The organism is Desulforhabdus sp. TSK, from assembly GCF_022836495.1.
In the GTDB taxonomy this organism is placed as follows: Bacteria; Desulfobacterota; Syntrophobacteria; order Syntrophobacterales; family Syntrophobacteraceae; genus Desulforhabdus.
In genome coordinates this window covers 23943-41531 of sequence record NZ_BQXM01000016.1, presented here as the reverse complement: position 1 = coordinate 41531, position 17589 = coordinate 23943, and the positions used below count along the sequence as shown (strand labels likewise).

The 17589-nt window shown below is 57.0% G+C and carries 17 protein-coding genes; 13 read left to right on the top strand and 4 right to left on the bottom strand.

The features are described 5' to 3' along the window. Positions 1-16: 16 nt before the first annotated feature. From MWC30_RS11125 to MWC30_RS11090, 8 genes are all read left to right on the top strand, one after another. Positions 17-1594, top strand: a complete 1578-nt coding sequence (locus MWC30_RS11125; RefSeq protein WP_244084250.1) for a sodium:solute symporter — start codon at positions 17-19, stop codon at positions 1592-1594. Between the two features lie 102 nt (positions 1595-1696). Next, positions 1697-2140, top strand: a complete 444-nt coding sequence (locus tag MWC30_RS11120; protein ID WP_244084249.1) for an amino acid-binding protein — start codon at positions 1697-1699, stop codon at positions 2138-2140. A 19-nt stretch (positions 2141-2159) separates the two neighbouring features. After that, positions 2160-3122 (top strand): ketopantoate reductase family protein, encoded by a 963-nt coding sequence (locus MWC30_RS11115; RefSeq protein ID WP_244084248.1) that lies wholly within the window; start codon positions 2160-2162, stop codon positions 3120-3122. A gap of 306 nt (positions 3123-3428) precedes the next feature. After that, on the top strand, positions 3429-4223 hold the full coding sequence (locus MWC30_RS11110) for an acyl-CoA dehydratase activase (protein WP_244084247.1): 795 nt from the start codon (positions 3429-3431) through the stop codon (positions 4221-4223). A 12-nt stretch (positions 4224-4235) separates the two neighbouring features. After that, positions 4236-5483: a 2-hydroxyacyl-CoA dehydratase subunit D gene (locus MWC30_RS11105; RefSeq protein WP_244084246.1), complete on the top strand. Its 1248-nt coding sequence runs from the start codon at positions 4236-4238 to the stop codon at positions 5481-5483. 173 nt (positions 5484-5656) lie between these two features. Further along, complete coding sequence (locus MWC30_RS11100; protein WP_244084245.1) at positions 5657-7213, top strand: class I adenylate-forming enzyme family protein; 1557 nt, start codon at positions 5657-5659, stop codon at positions 7211-7213. A 195-nt stretch (positions 7214-7408) separates the two neighbouring features. Further along, a complete protein-coding gene (locus MWC30_RS11095) occupies positions 7409-9271 on the top strand; it encodes a DUF294 nucleotidyltransferase-like domain-containing protein (RefSeq protein WP_244084244.1) in 1863 nt (620 codons plus the stop codon). A 19-nt stretch (positions 9272-9290) separates the two neighbouring features. Then, positions 9291-9884, top strand: coding sequence for a PolC-type DNA polymerase III (locus tag MWC30_RS11090; protein ID WP_244084243.1), 594 nt, complete (start codon positions 9291-9293; stop codon positions 9882-9884). A 41-nt stretch (positions 9885-9925) separates the two neighbouring features. On the opposite strand, the gene selD is transcribed toward MWC30_RS11090, so the two are convergent. Further along, positions 9926-10978 (bottom strand): selenide, water dikinase SelD, encoded by a 1053-nt coding sequence (gene selD, locus MWC30_RS11085; RefSeq protein WP_254006166.1) that lies wholly within the window; start codon positions 10976-10978, stop codon positions 9926-9928. 293 nt (positions 10979-11271) lie between these two features. On the opposite strand from selD, the gene MWC30_RS11080 reads away from it, so the two are divergent. Genes MWC30_RS11080 through MWC30_RS11070 form a run of 3 tightly spaced genes read left to right on the top strand, consistent with a single transcriptional unit; the run spans position 11272 to position 13837 of the window. Beyond that, positions 11272-12525, top strand: coding sequence for a (Fe-S)-binding protein (locus tag MWC30_RS11080; protein WP_244084242.1), 1254 nt, complete (start codon positions 11272-11274; stop codon positions 12523-12525). A gap of 54 nt (positions 12526-12579) precedes the next feature. Next, positions 12580-13236, top strand: coding sequence for a CDP-alcohol phosphatidyltransferase family protein (locus tag MWC30_RS11075; protein WP_244084241.1), 657 nt, complete (start codon positions 12580-12582; stop codon positions 13234-13236). Positions 13237-13279: 43 nt separating this feature from the next. Then, positions 13280-13837: a nicotinate-nucleotide adenylyltransferase gene (locus MWC30_RS11070; RefSeq protein WP_244084240.1), complete on the top strand. Its 558-nt coding sequence runs from the start codon at positions 13280-13282 to the stop codon at positions 13835-13837. Positions 13838-13888: 51 nt separating this feature from the next. Here MWC30_RS11070 and MWC30_RS11065 read toward each other — a convergent pair whose 3' ends face one another. Both MWC30_RS11065 and MWC30_RS11060 read right to left on the bottom strand, forming a co-directional pair. After that, positions 13889-14092: a DUF6485 family protein gene (locus tag MWC30_RS11065; RefSeq protein ID WP_244084239.1), complete on the bottom strand. Its 204-nt coding sequence runs from the start codon at positions 14090-14092 to the stop codon at positions 13889-13891. Positions 14093-14116: 24 nt separating this feature from the next. Further along, a complete protein-coding gene (locus MWC30_RS11060; protein WP_244084238.1) occupies positions 14117-14299 on the bottom strand; it encodes a hypothetical protein in 183 nt (60 codons plus the stop codon). Positions 14300-14587: 288 nt separating this feature from the next. On the opposite strand from MWC30_RS11060, the gene tsaD reads away from it, so the two are divergent. Beyond that, positions 14588-15625: a tRNA (adenosine(37)-N6)-threonylcarbamoyltransferase complex transferase subunit TsaD gene (gene tsaD / locus MWC30_RS11055; RefSeq protein ID WP_244084237.1), complete on the top strand. Its 1038-nt coding sequence runs from the start codon at positions 14588-14590 to the stop codon at positions 15623-15625. Between the two features lie 106 nt (positions 15626-15731). Continuing rightward, on the top strand, positions 15732-16574 hold the full coding sequence (gene rsmA / locus MWC30_RS11050; protein WP_244084236.1) for a 16S rRNA (adenine(1518)-N(6)/adenine(1519)-N(6))-dimethyltransferase RsmA: 843 nt from the start codon (positions 15732-15734) through the stop codon (positions 16572-16574). Positions 16575-16690: 116 nt separating this feature from the next. Here rsmA and MWC30_RS11045 read toward each other — a convergent pair whose 3' ends face one another. Then, the gene (locus tag MWC30_RS11045; RefSeq protein WP_244084235.1) at positions 16691-17581 is read right to left on the bottom strand and encodes a selenium metabolism-associated LysR family transcriptional regulator; all 891 of its coding nucleotides are present in this window, start codon (positions 17579-17581) and stop codon (positions 16691-16693) included. Positions 17582-17589 lie beyond the last annotated feature (8 nt).

Sequence of the window (17589 nt, the reverse complement as noted above, 5' to 3'; positions counted from 1 at the left end):
CAAGGAGGTTGGAGGAATGAGCACAACATTTTTGAGCATTCCGGAGCCGTCGACCGGTATGGTTGTGGGCTCCATCATTGGGGCCGCCTGCCTCCTCGGACTTGCGGTCCTCTTGGGTGCCCTGGCGAAGAGGCAGTGGAAATCCTACGACGAATACCTTGTGGGCAAAAGGGACATCGGCCCTTGGGTGACGGGGCTCGCACTCACCGGCTCGTATATTTCTGGCTGGGCCTTTTGCGGAAGCACGGCCGTGGTCTACAAAGTCGGTTTCTCGGGCATGTGGTTCGCCGGCATCTGGACGCTCGTGGGCATCATCCCCACCGTTTGGCTTGCTGCAACGAAAACGAGGGAGTTTTCCGAGAAGCTGGGCTCTGCGACCATCACGGAAACGATTGGACGCCGTTTTGAATCGAAAGCTCTCCAGACACTTGTTGCCGTCAGCATGCTCTTCTTCCTCTTCATCTATTCCGTCGGACAGTTGAAAGCAGCGGGGGCCGTATGGTACGCGGTCACCGGTCTTCCCCCGTTCTGGTGCCTTCTCATCTCTGTCATCATCGCGTGGATTTTCCTTGCTCTCGGTGGGTATACGGGGACCCAGTGGTTCATTGCAGTCAAAGGTGCGTTTCTGGGCTTCGTGGGGGGAGTGCTGGGGGTCTGGGCCATCATCCATGCCGGGGGGTTCAGCAATATATCCGACGCCCTCATGGCCCAGAAGCCCAGTCTCATGGCCCTGATGGATCCCACCCTGCCGAAAGTCGGAGTGACGCAGCTCTTCTCCAGCATGGTGGGCATCATGGCCACTCCCGTCATCTTCGTCACCATGGCCGTGGGATTTCCACACAATGTCAGCCGGTTCCTGGGCATGAAAAAATTGAACCGGAGGGATTTCATCACCCTTTGTGCCGTGGTCTGGTTGACGGCGGGCATTCCCGTCATGCTCGACTGCTCCAGCAACGGGCTGGTGGCTCGAATGATCTTCGGAGAGAACCTCCTCGCCAACAAGCAGTGGGGCCCGGACCTGGCCGCTCCCATGCTGGCATGGGCCATCGGTGGGTCGGGTTTGATCTCGCTCTATGTCACCGGCCTCGTTGGAGCCGCACTGGGGACTCTGTCGGCCATGGTCTTCATCATGAGCGCCAATGTCACCCGGGATATCATCAAGCTGTGGAGACCGCAGACCTCCGATAAATCCCTGCTCAGCCTCGGCTACGTGCTGATTGCTCTCTTCCTGTTCCTCCCCTTCTACTGGACTCTCAAAAGACCGCCCGAGCTGTTGGCCCTTTTCATGGGGTTGGCGGCCATGGGACTCGGCGCCATCTTCTTCTTCGTCAACGTTATTTCCTACTACTGGAAAGGGGCCACGAAACTGGGCGCCATGCTCACCGTTATTTATGGCACCATCGCCGCTCTGTGGGGTGGCTGGGCCGTATTCGGCCGCAGTCCGGCCCTGCTCGGCATGGGCACCATGGAATGGATACTCATCGGCGGCTGCGCCGTCACATACTTTGGGGGCAGCCTGATTTCCAAAGCGCCTTCACAGGAATTGCTCGACAAATTGTTTGATAAAAAGAAGGTGGCTGCAGGGAAGGCATAGCCGGCCCACGCTTAGAAGCAGCCGCAAAAGCGAAGACCCATGGGGGATTCAGGGCGAAGCTCCCTCCAATGCCCCATGGGCCTCGTCAAAAAGGAGATTTTCATGAAGCTCAAACAAATCGTGTTGTCCATAGAGAATGCCCCGGAGAGACTCTACGAAGTCACCAACGCTCTGGGAGAGGCAGGGATCAACCTGAGAGCGCTCAACCTGGTAGACACCGGCGAGTTCGGGCAGCTCCGACTTCTGGTCTCCGATGTGGCCACCGCGCGGCGGATTCTCATGGAGATGCAGATGCCTGCCTTCATCACCGAGGTGATCGCGGCGGAGATCCCGGATGTTCCCAAGAGCCTTGCCAACATCCTGAAGCCCCTGAAGGATGCGGGGGTTTATCCCACGAGCATGTACGCGTTCCATGGCTCTTCCCACGGCAAAGCCGTCATGATCTTCCGGTTCAGCGACAACGACAGGGCGATCGAGATTTTCAAGGAAAAGGGTGTAACACTCCTGGATGCTAAAGCTTTTGGAATTCTGGAAAGCGGCAAATAGATAGAGAAGGAAGAGTGCGATGACAAGTGAAAATCCTGGCTTTAGTCCAAAAAGGTTTGCCATCATCGGTGCCGGCCCGGTGGGATGTATCGTGGGTGCGTTTCTCTCCAAGGGCGGCTATGACGTTACCCTGTGTGACGTCATCCACGAACTGGTGGATCCTGCCGCAACGACGGGGATCACCATCGAGGGTGCGGAACAGATTCATCAAAAGGTCACCCGTACCTGCCACTCGGTCGACGAGCTGCCAAAATACAATCCCGATGTGATTTTCATTACCGTAAAAGCCAACGCCCTGCCCTTGATCATGTCGGCCATCGAGGAATTCTACAAAGAGGGCATGTATGTCATCAGCTGGCAAAACGGAATCGATACGGAGCTCGAGGTTTCCAAGGTGCTCGGCGATAAACCGGTCATGCGGGGGGTCGTCAACTGGGGATGCGGCCTCAAGGGGCCCTGCCATGTCGTCATGCCGTTCCATCATCCGCCGCACTATTTACAGGAGCTTGCACCGGAATCCGCTCACGCAGCCAAGGCCGTGGCCAGGGTATTGACCGAATGCGGGCTCCCCACCGAGCACACGGACAAGATCGTACCGATGGTATGGCAGAAATCCATCATGAATTCGTGCATGAATCCCGTCTGCGCCGTCACGGGCCTCACCATGGCACAGGCTACGACGGACCCCATTGTTTTCGGACTGGTGGACGCCCTCATGAAGGAATGCATCCAGGTGGCACGGGCCAATGACATCTTTCTCGGGTGGGACTATTACCCGAAGGCTGTCAAGTATATGAAATCGGCGGGGAATCACAAGCCGTCCATGCTGATGGACATCGAAAACAAGCGCCGCACCGAGATCGATTACATGAACGGCAAGTTCATCGAGTACGGAATCCAGGCGGGCATTCCCACTCCTTACAACAGCACACTGCAATCGCTGGTGAAGGGATTGGAATCCACCCTGCGTCCCAGCAAATGATCACTGCCATGGCCCGGGAAAATGATGTTGACTTAACCAACTTTCGTCATTCCGGCGAAAGCCGGAATCCAACAAAATAACTACTTTCTGGACCCCGGTTTTCACCGGGGTGACGTTAAGCCAACGACATTGTGGCCCGGGAGAGACCTGACAATACACTGAAGGTCTCCCGGGGTCATTCCCGCACCCTTTGGCCGGGAGCTCAGGTCTTTCCAAAGGCTGGACCCCCGCAGAAGACAAGCGGGGGTGACGGAGAAGGGACTTTTTGGAAAAGCAGCAGGAATGCGAACCAGGGGCATGTAAGGCATGAATCCCATCTATGTCGGAGTCGATGTCGGTGCGTCCAGAACGAAGGTTGCCGTTCTTGACCTGTCGAAGCGCCTCATCGGATACAGCATCAAGAAATCCGGTACCGACTTCTCCAAAACAGCGGCGGAATGCCTCAAGACCTCCCTGGAAATGGCGGGGTGCACCGAGGCGGACATGGTGGGCACCGTGTCCACCGGCTATGGCAGGATGAATGTGCTGTTCGCCCGGGAGACGAAAAGTGAGATAGGCTGCCATGCCAAGGGCTCCTATCTCTATTTCCCCATGGCCATCACCATCATCGACATCGGGGGGCAGGACAACAAGGTCATCAAGCTGGATGAGAATGGACGACGCACGGGATTCAAAATGAATCGCAAGTGTGCTGCAGGGACGGGTGCATTTCTGGAAGAAATGGCCTTCCGCCTGGACATTCCACTGGATGAGATGAGCGTGCTGGCATCCCGGTCGACGAACATGGTGAAACTCGGGAGTTTTTGTACCGTCTTTTCCGCCACGGAGGTCCTGGAGAATATTCGCAATGGGAAAAAAGTGGAGGATATTGTCAAGGGTGTTTTCTTTTCCATGATCCAGAGAGTCCTGGAAATGGATTCTCTCACGGAAAATGTCGTCATGACCGGGGGAGTGGTGGAAAACAACCCTTACATGGTCAGCATGGCCGAGGAACTGATCGGACGAAAAATCCTGGTCTCCGAACACCCTCAACTGGCTGGTGCAATCGGGGCGGCGCTTTATGCGATGGATTTGTTTCCTGCCCCATCGAGAGAGCTTTAGAAAGGGCACAAAATGGCTGCAGAAGAGGTTGTCCTCAGGCGTCTCAAGACTTCGAAAGATATTGGAAAATTCATGTCGGATTACTACCACGAGCTGGATGCCGCCTCCAAATCGGGTAAGCAAAAGATTGCATGGTGCACCAGCGTCGGCCCTGCAGAAATTCTCAGGGGCATGGGATTCCTCATCTATTTTCCGGAAACGCATTCGGCCATGCTGGGAAGCACCAGGATGGCCACCGAGCTGATCCCCAAGGCCAATGCCATCGGGTATTCGCCCGAGATTTGCTCCTACCTGACCGCCGACATCGGAGCGTTTCTTCAGGGGGTTACGCCTTTATCCAAGGCTTTTCCGGGCATCGAGAGCATTCCCGGCTGTGATGTGCTGGTCTACAACACCAATCAATGCCGTGATGTGCAGGATTGGTTTGCATGGTATTCGAGAAAGTTTGGGGTCCCTTCTGTGGGGATAGAGACTCATCGAAATGTTGGCACGGTTACCGATACACACGTCTCGTCCATTGTCGGGCAGATGGAAAGCCTTGTCGAACCCCTCGAGAAGATAGCCGGCAGGAGGCTCGACATGGATGAGTTGAAGCATGCAGTGGCTCTATCGCGTCAGTGCTCCGATCTCTGGGAGGAAGTCCTGGCTACGGCGGCGGCGGTTCCTTCCCCTCTCACATTTTTTGACGGGACGACCCTCATGGGGCCTGCCGTTGTCGGCCGAGGGACACAAAAGGCCATCGATGTATACAAGCTGCTCCTGGAAGAGCTCAATGAGCGCATCGCCCAGGGCGTCGGCGCCATCGGTGAGGAGAAGTATCGCATCTATTGGGACGGGATGCCGGTTTGGGGGCGTCTGGGCCCACACTCCAAGTTGTTTGCGGGGTTGAAGGCCAATGTGATTGCATCCACCTATTGCAGCAGCTGGATCTTCAGTGCGCTGGATCCCGAGAAACCGATGGAGAGCATGGCCAGGGCCTACACGGAGCTTTTCATTGTCCGTTCGGACGAATACAAAGAGAATTACATCAAGGGAAAGCTCGAGCTCTTCCATTGCGACGGCATCATTTATCATGATGCAAAAACCTGTCCCAACAATTCGAATTGTCGATATGGCTTGCCGCAACGCCTTCAGGCGCAGACCAATATTCCCGCATTGATGATCAACGGGGATCTCAATGACCTGAGACTCCTTTCCGATGAACAGACCAAGACGAATATCGAAGCGTTCATCGAACAACTGGAAGAGTCGAAGGCGTGAAATCGCCTCACTGATATTGTTCTGAGTCAATTGCTGAAGATTTCTTATGGAACATTTCTGGCTCCCGAGTCCCTGTTCGGGGGCCAAGGGGAACGGTTTTCTTTATCCAGAAAATTGAGACTTGACACTCAAAGACCGGCACACAATTTTGTTTCCGATATCGGAGGATTGAAATGGCTCACTGGTTGAATTTAGGGCAGAATTTTAAGGTCAATGCGAAAAAATTTGCCAACAAGGTGGCGCTGAAGGAGAGGAATCGAAGCTACACCTATGCCGAGACCAACGAACGGGTGAATCGACTGTCCCACAGCCTCCTGTCCCTGGGGCTGAAGAAAGGGGACAAGGTTGCCGTATTGATGGAAAACAGCACGGAAATCGTGGAACTGTACCTGGCAACGGCGAAGACCGGCCTCGTTTTCGTCCCCATCAACTTCCGGCTGGTAGGCCGGGAAGTCGAATACATCCTCAACAACTCGGACACAAAGGCGTTGTTTGTACACGATCAGTTTGCAGCTACTGTGGATGGGATCAGGGAGGATCTGGTCAACCTTCCGGCGGAAAACTTTTTTGTGGTGGGAAAAGAGAGTCCCGGCTACAAAGGGTATGAATCATTCCTCAGCGGAGGGAGTCCCGAAGAACCGGATTGTGAAGTACTGCCGGAAGATATCTGGATTCTCATCTATACGTCGGGAACGACCGGAAAGCCGAAGGGAGTGCTTCGCTCGCATGAGTCCCACTCGGCGTACTATCTCATCAATGCCCTGGAATTCGGCTTCACCCAGGACGACATCTGCATGAATGTGATGCCCCTCTGCCACATCAACTCCGTGTACTACACCTTCACCTTCCTCTATCTGGGCGGAACGGCGTACATTCACCCGGCCATGTCTTTCAGGGCCGATGAGGTGATCGAGATCATCGAAAGGGAAAAGATCACTTTCATCTCCCTGATTCCCACCCATTACAGCCTCATTCTCAACACGACGGAAGAGGCACGCAAGCGGGACGTGAGCTCCATCCGCAAACTGCTCTGTTCTTCGGCTCCCGTGCGGCAGAAGATGAAAATGGAGATCATGGAATTCTTCCCGGGCGTGCAGCTCTACGAAGCATACGGATCGACGGAAGGCGGGGTCGTCACGGTGCTCAAGCCCGAAGACCAGTTGAGGAAGCTCGGATCCATCGGTCGCGAATGTGTGGGAACGGATTTTATCAAGCTTCTGGGCGCCAATGGTGAGGAAGTTCCCGTCGGAGAAGTCGGTGAGATTTATTCCTCCGGGCCCATGCTGTTCACCGGATACTACAAGCTTCCCGAGAAGACGGCTCAGGCTTTCCAAGGAAAGTACTTTTCGGCCGGTGACATGGGTAGAAAGGATGCGGACGGCTTCTACAGCATCGTGGATCGGAAGGACAACATGATCATCACGGGTGGAGAGCACGTCTATCCCAGTGAGGTGGAAGAACTGGTGGGAAGCCATCAGTACGTGTATGACTGTGCCTGCATCGGGATGCCCGACGAAAAGTGGGGGGAAAAGGTGGCGATCATTGTCGTCCCCAAGCAGGGAGTATCCGAGGATTTGTTCAACGAACAGATCGTCAAGGACTATTGCAAAAGCCACCTGGCTGCTTACAAATGTCCCAAGGAGGTGGTTTTCATCACGCCGGAAGCGATGCCGCGCACCGCGACGGGAAAAATCCTGCACCGCGAGCTGCGGAAAACCTATGTGCGTTAACCATTGAGGAGTCTTTCTCCACCTGAGGGGCGGAGAGGGTGAAGCAGTGGTGTTGACTTAACCAACTTTCGTCATTCCGGCGAAAGCCGGAATCCAGGAACTAAAGACTTTCTGGACCCCGGTTTTCACCGGGGTGACGTTGAGTCAACAGCATTGACCTCCCCCGGGGTGCGTTGAAAGAGGGAATTCGAAATTATGCTGCCGCCCAGGGAATTCATCAAAAAAATCAGGCCGTTTTCTTTTCTTTCCAGCAAGGAGCTGGAAATACTGATGTCCGGTCTCGAGGTTGAGCTGATCCACAAGGGCAGGACCATCTACACAAAAGGTCAGGCGCGATCTTATGTCTACATGATCTTCTCGGGGCTGGTGGGACTCTTTGAAAATGATCTGCCCCTCGACCATTTCTCGAAGGGCGAAGTCTTCGGAATCGTCTCCATCAGGGGAAAGCCCTATGCCACGACCGCCAAGGCCCTGGAAGACACCATATGCTACCTGATCCCCGCGGATAAGTTCCACGATGTCCTCGAAAGCAACACCCGCTTTTCGTCCTTCTTTGCATCGTTTGTCGGTAGAAGTTTTAAATCCTTTAAGAGCATAGCTCTAGACCAGCAGGTTCCCGAGGAGGCGGTCCTCGTCCAGGAGATCGACAAGATCGTCTACAAGGATCCGGTGATTTGCGGACCCGGGGCTACAGTCAGAGATGCCGTTGCCCGGATGGACCAGCACGGGGTCAGCGCCATAGTCATCGTTGACGCCGAAGGTCAGCCCGAGGGCATCTTCACCCAGAAGGATCTGCGGAGAACCGTTGTTTCGGGTGATGTAAGGGATGCGGTGTCCTCGCATATGTCCTCCCCCGTCAAGACCATGGAGCCGACGGAGACGGTGTTCGACGCTCTCGCCGCCATGGTGAAGGCCGGAATCAACCATATGGTCGTGACCAGGGACGGCAAGGTATCCGGCGTTGTCACCCGAGACGACATCCAGGTCCACCTGGGGCCATCCTCTTCCATCACGGCATTTTTCAGCAAAATCGGCAAGGCCGTCTCCGTCGACGAGCTGAAGCATATTTACAGCAATATCAACAAATCCGTGGCAAAGCTCGCGTCTGTGGGATTCAGCTTTTACAGGCTGACCAGGATGATCACGTCGGTGCATGACACGCTCCTCAGCAAGGTGATAGAAGCCCAACTGGGGGAAGCTGCAGCCGATCGTTTCCTGTGGCTGAACATGGGGAGCTCCGGTAGAAAGGAACAGGTCATCGCTACGGACCAGGACAGCGCTCTTGTCTACAGGGGGGAGGGAGAGGACTGGAAGGGCGCCGCTCAGGAGGTCGTCGAGGTGCTGGCCAAAATCGGCATCGCAAAATGCCGTTCCGGCTTCATGGCCTCCACGGCCCAATGGAACCAGAGCCTGTCCACCTGGAAGGATTACTTCAACACCTGGTTTTATGACCCCGTTCAGGATCATGTGCGCTACCTCTCCATTTTTCTCGACATCAGACCCGGGTACGGGGACCCGGATCTGTATCGGGAGCTCACCGATTGGATACGATGGCACATCACCGCCAAAGCCATCCGGCGCCTGGCATACGATGCCATCATGATAGAGCCTCCCCTGGGGATCTCCGGGATTGTGGGCCTCATTACAGGGGTGGACCTGAAGACCTTCGGGATCTATCCTTTGGTGAACGGGGTGAGGGTGCTGGCCATAGACAATGACATGGTCCAGGTGACCAACACCATGGAGCGGTTGGAAGGACTGAAGGCGAGAAATGTGATCGGAGAGGATATGTGCCATGATCTGCTGGAAGCTTACGCTTTCATGCAGGACTTGAGACTGAAGCACCATTCCCGGTCCGTGCTGGATCGGAACGCGGTGGACAATCGCATCAGAGTGAAGGAGCTGGACAAGGTGGATCTCCTGATTTTGAAAGAATCCCTGAAGATCATCGCCTCTTTTCAGAAGTTCCTCATGAAGAAATACGATGTGAAACGGGCCGATTCATATATCACTTCGGTTCTTGTCGGTCCACCCTCTGCAGCGGACCAGAGCTCTTGACCGGACCTGGAGGCCACCCATGGCGCTTGCCGATGAGAGGTACTGTTCGGTCGATCTGGAGACGACCGGACTCAATGTGAAAAAGGATGAGATACTCTCCTTTGCGAGTGTTCCCATCCGGTCCTCCAGAATTGTCGTGGGTGACTCCTATTGCACGTTGATCCGACCGGAGAACTACAAACTGGAGGCCATGAAGTATCACGGGATCAGTAAAACAGATCTGGAAGGTGCTCTGCCCTTCAGTGCGCTGGCCGATACGATACTCCGCTCCCTCGACGGCATTCTGGTGGGGCATTCGGTGGAATACGACTACAGGTTTCTGAAACGCTATTTCAAAAAAATCGGCGTAAAATTCAAGAAGGATTTCATCGATATCAACCTGGTTGAAAAATGGCTGGATCAATGCTGCGGAAAGCTGGGCCAGGCCATGCCCTTCGACGCCATCATGAAGCGCTACGGCCTCGAGGCGGATTACAGGCATAACGCTCTTGCCGACGCTTTTTTTGCCGCCCAGATCTTTCAAATGCAGATGATGAGACTGGAGCAACAGGGAATAGAATCCGCCAGGCAGCTCATCAAGGCCGTAAACCGCTGCACCTATGCCATATGGTGACGGACCCGCTTCTTTCCGGAAGATGACTTCTGAATCCCTCCTCAGACGAGGCGTATTGCGGGCTCACCGTGCTGTGTCGCCTGCCCCACCTGCCGGGCGGAGGTGACTCCCGCGGCATGAAGCGCTTTCAGCAGCGAATCCGCCTGGTCGCCCTCCACAGCGAACAAGAGTCCTCCCGATGTCTGAGGGTCAAACAGCAGTTCATGCTGCGCGGAAGAGAGCTTCACCCTGATGTCCAGGCGCTCTTGAACGAGCTTGCGGTTGGCGGCGTTGCTTCCCGTCGTCTGCTTCTTCCCGTACATTTCCAGCGCATGGGGATAATAGGGTAGACGATCGTAGAAAAGATCGATGGCTACACCGCTTCCCCCGGCCATTTCCAGGGTGTGCCCGAGGATTCCAAAACCGGTGATGTCGGTGCATGCATGGATCTGGAACTGGAGGGCTGTTTCGAGGGCCTGCCGGTTGAGGCCCGCCACTTCGGGGAGAATGGCTTCCAGTTCAGGCCAGGGCAGCTTGCGGGCCCTGCATGCATTGAAGAGCACCCCTGTTCCCAGAGGCTTGGTCAGGATGAGGACGTCTCCGGGCTGGACTCCCTTGTTGGTCAAAACGCGGTCCGGGGGAACAACCCCCGTGACGGCCAGACCGTATTTGGGCTCCTCATCGTCCACGGAATGCCCTCCCGCCAGGGACGCGCCGGCCTCTTCCACTTTTTCATGGCCTCCTCGCAGCATCTCTTTCAAAATGTCCATTCCGAGCTTCTTGGAGGGATACATGACCAGGTTCAGGGCCATGATGGGGCGTCCGCCCATGGCGTAAATATCCGACAGGGAATTGGCCGCTCCAATGCGACCGAACCATACGGGATCATCCACCGGGGGAGTGATGAAATCCACCGTGGATATGACGGCGAGCTCCCCTGTCAGGCGATAGACCGCCGCGTCATCGCTCGATTCGAAGCCGACCAGGAGGTTGGCATCCTTCGGTGCGGGAAATCCCCGCAGCGCATCCGACAGAGCCGTCGGACCGATTTTAGCCGCTCAGCCGCAGGTGCGGGCCAGACCAGTCAGTGTTTTCTTCTTGCTGAAAAAGTTCATTTTCCTCTCTTGATCCGCCGGCTTTCCGCGACGGATGGACTCTGGCATTCAACTCCAGCCCCCCATGCCCTACCCCTCAACGACGCAAATGACGCTGCGGCGCTATGCCGGGAGGGTCTCAAAGTATCTGCAATGCCTATATACACTGTCAGAGCATTAGTAAAATCGGATTTTCCGATTTCAATAGAATATTTAATGGAAATAATCTATTTGAATCCTGCACGCTGAAGGGACAGAAATACTCATACGGGAAAATCGATTTCCATTCAACGGCGAATGAGCGGCGCGCATTGATGGAGGATAGACCAAGGGTTCTTGAAGAGCAGCCGTCGCACACTTTCTGCCGCCTCCCTGTAATCTTTGAAGGCGTTGAGGGCGGGCAGGCTGCCGGCAAGGGCTCGAAGGAGTCGGGAAGAGAGCGGGGGATGGCTGAGGATAAGCCGGTGGATCGGCTGAGCGGTATGGTCGCAAGCTGTGTGGAATGCTGGATGTGCCAGCAGGAATGCGAGTTCCTGAGTCACTACGGCACGCCGAAGCAGCTGGCCCGGACCTTTGACCCCGGCATCCAGGCGCTCCGGGATGCGCCTTTTGCATGCAGCCTCTGTGGACTTTGTGAATCCGTCTGCCCGGTGGGGCTGAGCCCGGCAAGGATGCTCCTGGAAATGCGTCGGCGGAGCGTGAGGCACACTTGCGCCGCATACTCCCAGCATGGGAGGATTTTCCAGTACGAAGCCCGCGGAATCTCGAGGCGCTACACTCATTATGCCCTTCCCCGGGGCTGTGACACGGTCTTCTTTCCGGGATGTACCCTTTCGGGTGCCCGTCCGGAGACGGTGCTTCAAGTCTTTCAATGCCTGCGCGGCCACAGTCCATCGCTGGGGATCGTGCTCGACTGCTGCACCAAGCCGTCTCATGATTTGGGGCGCCAGGAGTACTTCGAAGCCGTCTTCGGCGAAATGAAAGCCTATCTTCTGGAGCATGGAGTGCGGACGGTGCTGGTGGCATGCCCGAGCTGCTACAGCGTTTTCAAGGAATATGGAGGGGATCTGGCCGTGCGAACGGTTTATGAGCTCCTGCTCGAGGCGGGGCTGCCCCGGGGTGGGACTGCTTCGGGAACCGTGACCGTGCACGATCCCTGCGCCGTCAGGGATGAGCAGGCCATCCACGAGGCGGTGAGGGCGCTGATACGCGCCCAGGGCCTTCCTATCCAGGAAATGGAGCACCATGGAAGGACGACTCTTTGCTGCGGTGAAGGAGGAGCGGTGGGTTTCTTTTCCCCGAAGTTTTCTCGAAATTGGCGTGACCGCAGAAAGATGGAAGCCGCCGACCGCAGGATCATCACCTATTGCTCAGGCTGCGTGAATCTTCTGGGAGCTGTTACGCCCACCAGTCATGTCCTGGACCTGATTTTTGAGCCGCGCGCCACGCTGGCCGGCAAAATCCGGGCGTCCAAAGCACCCTTCACCTACTGGAATCGGTTGCGGCTCAAAAGGCGTTTCAAGAAAACCTTGAAGGCGGCGGTGACGCGTGAAAGAAATTTGTACTGATGGGTGGAAAGACCTGGCCGAGGTCGAGATCCGGCCGGGAAGAGGGGAAATGCCATGAAACTCGATGCAGGGGCCACTGACTGGCAGACCAAGCCCACGGATCGTTTTGTACTCAAGTGGATCAAATGCAACCTGTCCGCCCGCATCACTCCCGGGCTGGTGCAGGTGAAAGGGCTCCAGCCGTGGATGATCACCCTTGCGGGTTCAGCAACGGCGGTCCTCGCCGGGATCGTCTTTGCAGCGGGATGGGGATGGCTCGCCGGGAGTTTGGCTGCGTGTGCTCAGGTGCTGGACGGAGTCGATGGGCAATTTGCTCGGCTGACAGGGCGCCAGAGCAAAGCAGGGGCCTTTTGGGATTCCGTCCTGGACCGCTATGCCGATGGAGCCATGGTGATGGGGCTGGGGATTTACCTTTACCGATTGCCTTTTGCCTGCCCTGCCTGGATGCTGGGGGTGCTGGCGGCTCTGGCCCTCGTGGGGAGTAACCTCGTCAGTTATTCCAGCGCCCGCGGCGAAAGCCTGGGATTGGACCTGAGACCCCCGACCCTTGCCAGCAAAGGGACGCGTACCAGCGTCATGATCCTTTGCGCCTGGGGGAGCCTCTTCTGGGCGGGACTGCCCATGGCGGCGCTCGTCTACCTTGCGGTGCATCCCAACCTGGCGGTCCTGGGGCGCCTCCTGCGGACCCTGCGCGACGGGCGGCCCCTTTGACATTTGGGTGCTCCACGGCGCTCCCGCGAGATGAGGATTGGACATGGTTGAATGCGGAGTGATTCACGGCCGATTTCATGTACTGCACAACGATCATCTGCACTACCTGCTGGCAGGCAAATCCCGGTGTCGCCATCTGGTGGTGGGGATCACCAATCCCGATCCGCTGCTGACAAGGGATGATCCGGCGGACCCCCATCGGAGCAGCCCGGGGGCGAATCCCCTCACTTATTTCGAACGTTATACGATGGCGCGACATGTCTTACTCGAGGCGGGAATTCCTCCTGAGGATTTTTCCATTGTCCCCTTTCCCATCAACCTCCCGGAGCTCTACCGCTATTACTTGCCCATGGATGCCGTTTTCTATCTCACCATTTACGATTCCTGGGGGCGGAGAAAACTCGAGCGCTTCCAAAGTCTTGGATTGAAGACGGAGATCCTTTGGGAAAGGCCCCTGCAGCAGAAGGGGCTGAGCGCCACCGATATTCGCAGGAGCATGGTCCGGGGAGAGCCCTGGGAGCATCTTGTGCCGCCGGCCGCGGCAGCTCTCATGCTGCGGTGGGGGATTCCCGAGCGGCTCAAGGCCCTCCACGGGGAGTGACGGGGATCAAAGAGCGTCGGAAGGATCTGCCGGCCCGGATGGAGCCGGGGATCAGACCTTCTTTTCCGCCACAAGCCTGGCAAAGTGCTCGAAGGAACGGTCATAAGTCGCTTCGGCGTCTTTGGGAAAACAGCATCCCGGAAGCTGCCGGCTTTTCAGGTGATACTGAATGCACTCGCAGCACAGGCCCTTCCGGGAGCACGATGCATAGCTGCAGCTGCAATGTTCCAAGTTCTGTTCTTTCTTGCACTCCATGAAAACCTCTCCTTCGCAGCCTGCCTAATGAGCGTCCCCTGAATGCTTTCCGCCTTTAAAAATCACCACACCCATGGCGCACAGCAGCAGAATTTCATAGACCAGCACCGCAGTCCAGTTACCTGCAATGGACCAAACCAGGCCTCCGCCCACGATCCCCGGCACGCCTGTCAGAATAAGCATACCCACTTGCCACGGCCAATTCATATGTCTTCCTCTCGACAGTATCCCAATGTTTGATGGAAAGCCTCGCCAGGCAGTCCTGTTCCCCGTCGCTCTCCACCGCCGGAAGGAAGACAGCGGGGAGGCTGCGTTGGAAGTTTTCTAGCACAACCCCACGTCGGGATCAACGCCTTACGCGGCCCCTCCCTCCAAAAGGCCCCTGAGCCCTTGCCCTTCGGGATCACGGAATGATAGGATGGCCAAAAAATCGAAATCGAGTGCAGAATGAAAGCCCTGGACACCGTGACAGCTTGGGAGGATGCCTGATTCAATATGTTGATCTTGGGGGTGGAAACATCTTGTGACGAAACGGCTGCCGCTGTTGTGGAGGATGGGAAGCGGATTCTCTCCGATGTCATTGCCAGCCAGATTGCCATACACAGCCCCTACGGCGGTGTGGTTCCCGAGCTTGCCTCCAGGAAGCACGTGGAAGCCGTTCTTCCCGTCATGGACCGGGCCCTGACGGAAGCCGGGGTATCTGCGGAGCAGCTCGACGCCATTGCCGTGACCCAGGGGCCCGGGCTGGTGGGTGCTCTGCTCGTGGGGATCGGCGCCGCCAAGGCCATGGCTTATGCACTGGGCAAGCCCCTCATTGCCGTCAGTCACCTGGAAGGGCACATGCATGCCGCCTTTCTGGGACAGGACCCTCCGGCCGAGCCCTTCATCTGCCTGGTGGTTTCGGGAGGCCACACGGCCCTCTACCGGGTGGACCCCGACGGGGAGAGCCACTTCATGGGATCCACGCGGGATGATGCCGCCGGGGAAGCCTTCGACAAGGTGGCCAAGCTCCTCGGGCTGGGGTATCCGGGCGGAGTAGAGATCGACCGCCTTGCGGTGAAAGGGGACCCCACCGCCATTCTCTTCCCAAGAGCCTTCAAGGAAAGGGATTCCCTGGAGTTCAGCTTCAGTGGCTTGAAGACATCTGTTGCCAATTATGTTCGTGCTCACGGACTTCCTGGAGATGCCCAGGGAGTTTCGGGTGCTTATCGCCTGGAGGATTTGGTGGCCAGCTTCCAGGAGGCCGTGGTGGATGTCCTGGTGACCAAAACCGTGAAAGCCGCCCAGATGTCTGGAGCCACGGATGTGGCCGTGGTGGGAGGGGTGGCGGCCAACAGTCGCCTCAGGCACCGCCTGATGGAAGCGACCGCCCGGGAGGGATTGACGCTTCACCTGCCGCCGCTGCGCTTTTGCACCGACAATGCCGTCATGATTGCCGCTGCCGGTTTCACGTCCTGGAAGCGCTCCGGGTTTTGTCCCAACCCCCTCGACCTGGACGCTCGGTCCAGGTGGATCGCCAAGGCGTACTCGTAGCCCATGAGAAGGGTTGGACGCTGAAGACGCTGATGGGGCGCTGAAAAACACAGATAAGAATGAAAGAGCTCATGAGCCGGCGTGAGAAAACCAGAAATGGACGGGCATGACTTATCTCACTCCTCAGCAATATTTTCGACTGCAGGGCACAAGACCCCGCAAAAGGTTCGGGCAGCATTTCCTGGCTCAGTCCAGGACGGCGGAGCTCATTGTGGAGGGGGCCGAGCTGGATCCCTCCGATGTGGTGGTGGAGGTGGGGCCTGGGCTCGGAGCCCTCACGCAGCACATCCTGCCCCGTGTGCGCTGCCTCCATGTCGTGGAACTGGACCGCGACCTGGCGGAATACCTGGCGACGGCGACGCAGGCATCGGGCGACGCTTTTCATGTGCATCAGCAGGATGTTCTGACCTTCGATTTTCAGGAGGTGAGCCGCAGCGAAGGGCAGCCCCTCGTGATTCTGGGAAATCTGCCTTACAACATCAGCTCGCCGCTGGTTTTCCGTCTCCTCGAATCCTTGTCGGTCATAAAACGTGCGGTGTTCATGGTCCAAAAAGAGGTGGGAGACCGCCTGTCAGCCGGTCCGGGAACGAAGGAGTACGGCGTGCTTTCCGTTCTGTTGGGAGTCTGCGCCCGGGTGACGCCCCTGTTGACTGTGGGGCCGGGGCAGTTCTATCCGCCGCCCCAGGTGGATTCCCTCGTTTTGCGCATGGATTTTTTCCACGATGCGTTCGATCAGCCGCCCTCCTTCAAGTTCTTGAGGACCCTTGTCAACGCGGCTTTTCAGCAGAGGCGGAAGACCCTTCACAACAGCCTCAAGAGCCTTTTTGGAGGAAACATGGCGCTCCTCGATCGGGCCCTCGGCGAAACGGGCATCGACCCCAAACGGCGTCCCGAAACCCTCAGCCCCCAGGAATTCCTTCAGTTGGGAAAAATCCTTCAGATGGGCTGAGCCGCGCGGATTGAGCTTACTTGCGCCGCTCCCTCGACAGAGCTTCTTATCAGCGTGCATCAGCGCTCTGTCAGCGTCCTCAGCGTCCCTTCTTTTGAATCGAAGCCACCGTGCGCCTATCCATGGGCTCGAATATGATTGAGAAAGGCCGTGCATAAGGGGGAAGCCTGCCGGTTCCTTCTCTGGGCCAGGTAGAAGGAACGCAGGAAGCGGAAGCCTTTGATGGGCACCGCCACGAGGCACTTATGCTTGATGTCCTCGGCCAGGGCCCTGGATGAGAGAATGGAAATGCCGATACGCGCCTTGATGCCCTGGCGCACGGCTTCGGTGCTGCCCATTTCGGCGACGACGGACAGCCTCGAGACGGCAAAACCATGCTCTTCCAGGGCGTGCTTCATCACGAGGCGCGTTCCGGACCCTCGTTCCCTCAGGATGAAAGGCTCACCGGCAATCTCTTCCAGGTTCACCTCGTTTTTCCGCGCCAGGGGATGCTCGGGATAGACGGCCAGCACCAGTTCATCGGAAAAGATCTCCTCCAGGACGATCTTCCGGTCGTCCCACCTGGCGCCGATGAGCCCCAGCTCCAGCTTCCCGTCCAGGAGGCCCTGCACGATTTCTCCGCTGCTTCCTATCTTCAGAGTGATCTGAATACTGGGATGGCTCGCTTTGAAAGACCCGATCAGCTGGGGCAGGATGTACGTTCCGGGAATCGTGCTGGCTCCCATGAGCAGGTGCCCGGAGAGCTTCCCCTTGAATTTTTCCAGAGCCTGGATGGCTTCGTCCCGCAGCAGGATCATATCGCGTGCGTACCGGTACAGGATCTTGCCCGCCGGAGTCGGCAGCACCTCTCTTCCCAGCCGGTCCACCAGCTTTTCTCCCACGGTTTCTTCCAGGGCGCGGATGTGCTCACTGACGGTGGGCTGTGTCAGGCAAACAGCGTCGGCCGCCTTGGTGAAGCTTTGCAGCTCCAAAACCTTGCAAAACACTTCCAGCCGGTGAATGTCCATGGAATGAG